Raw genomic sequence first — 5791 nt, 5'->3', positions numbered from 1 at the left:
CCGGCAGGTCCGCCTCGCGGCCGAGATTGATGTAACCCGGGCGGCCGACGGCGGCCAGCCCCAGCCCGATCCGGGACGCCCGGGCCAGCCGTTCGATGACTGTCATCAGCTCAGCGCGCCTTGGAGAGGAACCCGCCGACGAACGCGCGGAGACCCTCGGGGTAGGTGTCGCGGGCGGCCAGGTCCGGCCATTGCTCGCCGACGGCGGCCAGGTGCGGCAGCCGGGACGCGTCGAAGCTGCCGAAGTCGATGTCGCCGTACCGGGGCCGGTCGTCGCCGGGGCGGCGGCGGTCGGAGTGGCTGCGCACGAGGATCTCGCCCACCGTGTAGTACCAGATGCCGCGGAAGAGGTCGACGGCCTGAGCCGGCGTGCACCCGTGGTCGACGGCCCCGGCCACGATGGTCTCGACCAGCTCCAGGGCCGGCTCCCCGAGCAGGCCGACGAACCCGTCGGCGGTGAGCACTTCCGCGGCCCACGGCCAGGCCGCGAGGCCGTCGTGCAGCGCTGTCGCGGCGGCGACGATGCGGTCCCCCGGCTCACCGGTCAGCTCCGGCCGCGGGATCTGCTCGGCGTACGCGTTGAGCAGCAGGAGCAGCAGCTCCTCCTTGTCCCGCACGTGGTGGTAGAGCGTGGTGGCGCCGATGCCGAGCTCGGCGGCCAGCCGGCGGATCGTCAGCTTCTCCCAGCCGTCCTGGTCGATGAGCTGCCGGGCCGAGGCCAGGATCTGCGCCCGGGAGGTTACCGGGGGCCGGCCGGTACGGCCCTGCGGTGCGGCGGATGGGGACACCACCTCATCTAACTGCCCCCCGGCGCGGCACCGCACATCGCCTCCCCGTAGAAGGCGGTCAGCGCCTCGTCGATCGGGTGCGGCTGCGGTTTGCCGGAGGAGTCCAGCCGGTTCCACCGCGCGAGGTTGACCGCGACCGTCAGCTGGCGCCTGCCGTCGGCGCTGTGCCGGGACATCGTGCCGGCGCCCCAGACCGTGCCGTCGTGGCCCCACAGTGTGCCGCAACCGGGCTGCGTGAACTTGAGCAGGCCGAGGCCGTACGTGATGGGTTCGCCGGTCTGGCTGATGACCGGCACGGTGCGCTGCATCTCGGCCAATGAGGACGGCTGGAGCAGCTCGCCGCCGAGCAGCAGGCGGTAGAAGCGGTTGAGGTCGGCCACGGTCGAGGTCAGGCCGGCGCCGGTCGACACCCAGGACATGTTGTAGACGCTGTAGTCGCGGGGTGGGTCGATGAGGCCGAACAGTGCCTCGTACATCCGTGAGTGCGGGCCCTCGATGCGCGTACCGGTGGGGAAATCGGTGTCCCGCAGACCGGCGCTCTCGATGACGTCCCGGGTGATGTACTCCTCCGCCGGGGTGCCGGTCACATGCTCCAGCAGCCGGCCGAGCAGGAGGTAGTTGGCGTTGGAGTACGTCCCCGGAGTGCTTCCCGGCTCGCCGGCCGGGGGTGCCGTCACGCCCATCCGGATCAGCTCGGTGGGTTCGAACTGCCGGAACTGGTTGTCGTCCAGGCTGTCGCCCGAGGGACCGGACGGCGAGGGCCGCAGGGACGGGAACGCGTACGGCAGGTATTCGGGGAAGCCGCTGGTGTGGTTGAGCAGCATCCGTACGGTGATCCGCCGGCCGCGCTCCCCCGGCACCAGCTCGGGCAGGTATCCACCGATCGGCGCGTCGAGCCCGATCCGGCCCCGCTCGACCAGCCGCAGGACGGCGACGGCGGTGAACGTCTTGGTCAGGCTGCCGACGCGATGGCGCATGCCGGGCTCGACGGGGCGGCCGGTGCTGAGGTCGGCGATCCCGGAGGCGCCGCGCCAGATCGTGCTGCCGTCACGCACTTCGGCGAAAACGCCCGGCAGGCCGGCGCGATGCACCCGGTCCAATGCGGACTTCAGGTTCGGGTCAGCAGCCGGCACCTCACCTGAGGCTGAGGTTTCTTCTCCGTTCGACTTTAGGAACATGTTCCTAAAGTAGCAGCCGATCCGGCCGCCGTCGAGCGGCCGTCAACCTCGGGTTGACGTTGGCGAGTGCGTCAACCTATGGTTGACGACATGACGACTCCCGAACCCGTTACCGCCTCGGTCCGGCTCGACGACCTGATCGAGGCCATCAAGAAGACCCACTCCACCGCCCTCGACCAGCTCTCCGACGCGGTGCTGGCGGCCGACCACCTCGGTGACGTGGCGGACCATCTGATCGGCCACTTCGTCGACCAGGCGCGCCGCTCCGGCGCCTCCTGGACCGAGATCGGCCGCAGCATGGGGGTCAGCAAGCAGGCCGCCCAGAAGCGGTTCGTCCCCAAGGGCGAGGCGCCGGACCTCGACGCCAGCCAGGGGTTCAGCCGGTTCACCGACCGCGCCCGGAAGGTCGTCGTGACGGCGCAGGAGGAGGCCCGCACCAAGAGCAACAGCCAGATCGGCGTGGCCCATCTGATGCTCGGCCTGGTGGCCGACCCGGCCGCGCTGGGCGCCCGGGCGATCGTCGCGCAGGGCGTGTCGCTGGACAGCGTCCGGCAGACCGCCACCGCGACGTTGCCGGCGGCGGCCGATCCCGTGCCCGCGCTCATCCCGTTCGACGCGCACGCCAAGAAGGGCCTGGAGCTGACCTTCCGGGAGGCCCTACGGTTGAACCACAACCACGTGGGCACCGAACACATCCTGCTCGCGCTGCTCGAACTCGAGGACGGCACGGGCGTCCTCGCCGGCCTCGGCGTCGACAAGGCCACCACCGAGGCGTTCATCACCGCCGATCCCGAGTAGCGCCGCAGCGTCCCGGCCGTCAGTAACGGAACGTGTTGACCAGCTTGGTGAGGTCGCCGGCGAGTCCGGCCAGGTCGCCGGCTGCCCGCTGGGTGGCCCGGGCGCCGTCGGCGGTGGCCGAGGCGACCTCGGCCACCCCGGACACGGTCTGGGCCACGTCCCCGCTGCTGGCGGCCGCCTCGGTGACCGTGCGGGTCATCTCGGCGGTCGTGGCGGTCTGCTCCTCCACCGCCGACGCGATGGTGGTGGTGTAGTCCCCGATCCTGGTGATCACCTGCGCGATGTCGCCGATGGTCGTCGCCGCGGAGCCGCTGGAGGTCTGGATCGCGCCGATGCGGGCGGTGATCTGCTCGGTGGCTCTGGCGGTCTGCTGGGCCAGGTCCTTGACCTCTCCGGCGACGACCGCGAAGCCCTTGCCGAGTTCCCCGGCCCGGGCGGCCTCGATGGTGGCGTTGAGGGCCAGGAGATTGGTCTGCTCGGCGATGCTGGTGATCAGCTTGACCACGTCGCCGATCTCGGCGCTGGCCGTGCCGAGCTCGGCGACCTGCGCGTTGGTGGTGTCCGCGGCGACCATCGCCTGGGCTGCCACCTGGGCCGCCTGGGTGGCATTGGAGGCGATCTCGGCGATGGAGGCACTCATCTGCTCGGCACCGGCGGCGATCGACTGTACGCCGGCGTTGACCTGCTCGCTGGCGGAGCTCGCCGTGCCGGCCTTGTCGGACACGTCCGCCGCGCTGCTGCGCAGCTGGGTGCTGACGTCGGTCAGCTCCGCCGCGGCGGCCGTGAGGGTGACAGCGGTCCCCGCGATGCCGCGGATGGTGCTGACGACTTTGTCGACGAACCGGTTGAAGGCCTCCGCCAGCTGACCCGCCTCGTCATCGCGGTCGGCCTTGACCCGCTGGGTCAGGTCGCCGTCGCCGTCCGCGATCTCAATCATGCGATCGCGGAGCCGCTCGATCGGACGCACGATGGTGCGGGCCACCGCGAAAGCGGCGAGGGCGGCCAGCAGGACGGCTGCGACCGCGAGCATGATGCTGACCCGGCGGGTGGCGTAGGCATCGGCCAGCACGGTGGCGGTCGGCACGGAGACGATCAGTGACCAGGTGTCGCTGCGACCCAGCGGCACCGGGGCGGCGATCTCCAGCATCTCCTCGCCGCCCTCCGTGACCCGTTGCGCGGGGCGGCCCGCCTGGACGGCACTGGTCGCCAGCTCGACGAGCTTTTGATCCGCGGGCTTGCCGGCGGCCGCGGGGTCCCCACCGGCGACCACGGCTCCGGCGGTGCTGACCAGTACGGCCCGGCCGGTGCCGAAGGGCCTGATACCCGCGACGAGCTCCTGCAGGCTGGTGAGCGCCATGTCGATGCCGGAGACGCCCACGACCTTGCCGCTCCGCTCGACCGGCACGGCCACCGACGTCATCAGGATGTCCTGGCCACCCACGTTGTAGGCGTAGGGCTCGATGACCTTCTCGGCCCCGCTGTTCCTGGCGATCAGGTAGTAGTCACCGGCACCGGGCTTCTCGTAGTCCACCAGCGGGGCCAGGCTGATCTTGCCGTTGTCCCGGAACCAGTACGGCACCAGCCGTCCGGTCGCGTCGTGCCCGGCGTCGGCCTTGCGGAAGGCGGCATCCCGGTTGTCGAACGCGTTGGGCTCCCACCCCGTCCAGGTACCGAGGTATTCGGGGTGCACGCTGAGAACCGCTTGCAGCTGGGCGTTCACCGTACGTCGATCACCACCGGACGCGGCGGTGGCCTGCAGCACCTGGGCCATGTCGCGCGCGGTTCCCAGACCGGTCGCGAGCTGCTGCTGCACCTGGGCGGCGTTGCGCCCGGCCACCTCCTCGGCATAGGCGAAGCCCGCCCTCCGGGCGTCGGCGGCGTTACGGCCGGTGATGTAGGAGACGACCGCCAGCATGGAGATCACCAGGACCAGCACCACGCTGGCGACAACGCGCACTTTGATGGTGAAACGAGGACGGCGCACCGACGCTCCTTCTTCAGCCCGACTGACCGGAATCGCACTACCCAGGCCAGATCGGCACCTGGCGTCGGGAACTGAGCCCGTCCGCCGGAGGCCGGCGGACGGAGGGGCACGACCGCGCAAGATCCATTGACCTCTGTCACGCCGGGTGACACCGTTGTCATCGAGGTATCTCACTCCCTACCGATGGAGCGTCTGGTGCGCAATCCTGTTCGCCGGCGGGTCGCCGTCGCGACCGTCCTGGCTCTGGTGACGGGGGGCGCGGCGCTGACCGCGCCGGCCCCGGCCGGAGCCACCGCCGGAAAGCCGCAAACCGTCGTCTCGGGGAACGCCCGCTTCCAGGTGCTCTCCCCGACCCTGATCAGAACCGAGTACGCCCCCGGCGGCCGGTTCACCGACGGGGACACCTTCAATGTGATCGGCCGCGACGACTTCCGGCCGGTCCGGTTCACCAAGCGGGTCTCGCACGGCTGGCTGACCATCGACACGGGCGCGACCACCCTGCGCTACCGGGTCGGTGCCGGGCCGTTCACCGCCGACAATCTGACCGTACGCCTGAAAGCCGGCCGCCAGACCGTGACCGCCGCACCCTGGGCCGGTCTCGGGGCTCCCGACTGTGCGGCCGGCATCCTGTGCGAGGCCGAGGCGCTCGCGCTCAACGGCCTGAGCGCGGCGACCGACCACCGCGACTACACCGGCCGGGGATTCGTGGCCGGTTTCGAGGGCACGGGCAACTCGCTCACCTTCGCCGTCACCCCCGCAACGGCGGGCACCCAGCAGCTCACCGTCCGCTATGCCAACAGCACCGGCGGGGACGGCCAGAACGTCGCCCGCACCTTGACTGTCACAGTGGACGGTGTCGCGGCCGGGACGTTGAGCCTGCCGCCGACCGCCAACTGGGACACCTGGGCGCTCGCCGCCGTACCGCTGGATCTGCCGGCCGGCCGGCACGAGGTCAGCCTCGTACGGACGGCGGCCGACTCCGGCAATGTCAACGTCGACAGCCTGGCCGTGCTCGCGCCGGGCGCGGCGTACCCCGCGCCCAC

At 71.2% G+C, this 5791-nt stretch carries 5 protein-coding genes; 2 read left to right on the top strand and 3 right to left on the bottom strand.

From position 1 onward, the window contains the following. Nucleotides 1–110: 110 nt before the first annotated feature. Together AB0C29_RS30360 and AB0C29_RS30355 are read right to left on the bottom strand one after the other, a co-directional pair. A complete protein-coding gene (locus AB0C29_RS30360) occupies nucleotides 111–788 on the bottom strand; it encodes a helix-turn-helix domain-containing protein (protein WP_360827242.1) in 678 nt (225 codons plus the stop codon). 8 nt (nucleotides 789–796) lie between these two features. Then, nucleotides 797–1921, bottom strand: coding sequence for a serine hydrolase domain-containing protein (locus AB0C29_RS30355; protein WP_360827239.1), 1125 nt, complete (start codon nucleotides 1919–1921; stop codon nucleotides 797–799). A 135-nt stretch (nucleotides 1922–2056) separates the two neighbouring features. Here AB0C29_RS30355 and AB0C29_RS30350 point away from each other — a divergent pair, with 135 nt between their 5' ends. Continuing rightward, the gene (locus AB0C29_RS30350; RefSeq protein ID WP_360827236.1) at nucleotides 2057–2764 is read left to right on the top strand and encodes a Clp protease N-terminal domain-containing protein; all 708 of its coding nucleotides are present in this window, start codon (nucleotides 2057–2059) and stop codon (nucleotides 2762–2764) included. A 19-nt stretch (nucleotides 2765–2783) separates the two neighbouring features. On the opposite strand, the gene AB0C29_RS30345 is transcribed toward AB0C29_RS30350, so the two are convergent. Beyond that, nucleotides 2784–4748, bottom strand: coding sequence for a methyl-accepting chemotaxis protein (locus AB0C29_RS30345; protein ID WP_360827233.1), 1965 nt, complete (start codon nucleotides 4746–4748; stop codon nucleotides 2784–2786). A gap of 195 nt (nucleotides 4749–4943) precedes the next feature. Between AB0C29_RS30345 and AB0C29_RS30340 the strand changes: the two genes are divergently transcribed. Next, the coding region (locus tag AB0C29_RS30340; RefSeq protein WP_360827230.1) for a CBM35 domain-containing protein at nucleotides 4944–5791 on the top strand (848 nt) is incomplete at its 3' end.

Origin of the sequence: Actinoplanes sp. NPDC048791, from assembly GCF_040650095.1 — a bacterium.
GTDB lineage: Bacteria > Actinomycetota > Actinomycetes > Mycobacteriales > Micromonosporaceae > Actinoplanes.
Note: the sequence above shows the minus strand (reverse complement) of the source record. Positions and strands in the feature narration are given on the sequence as shown.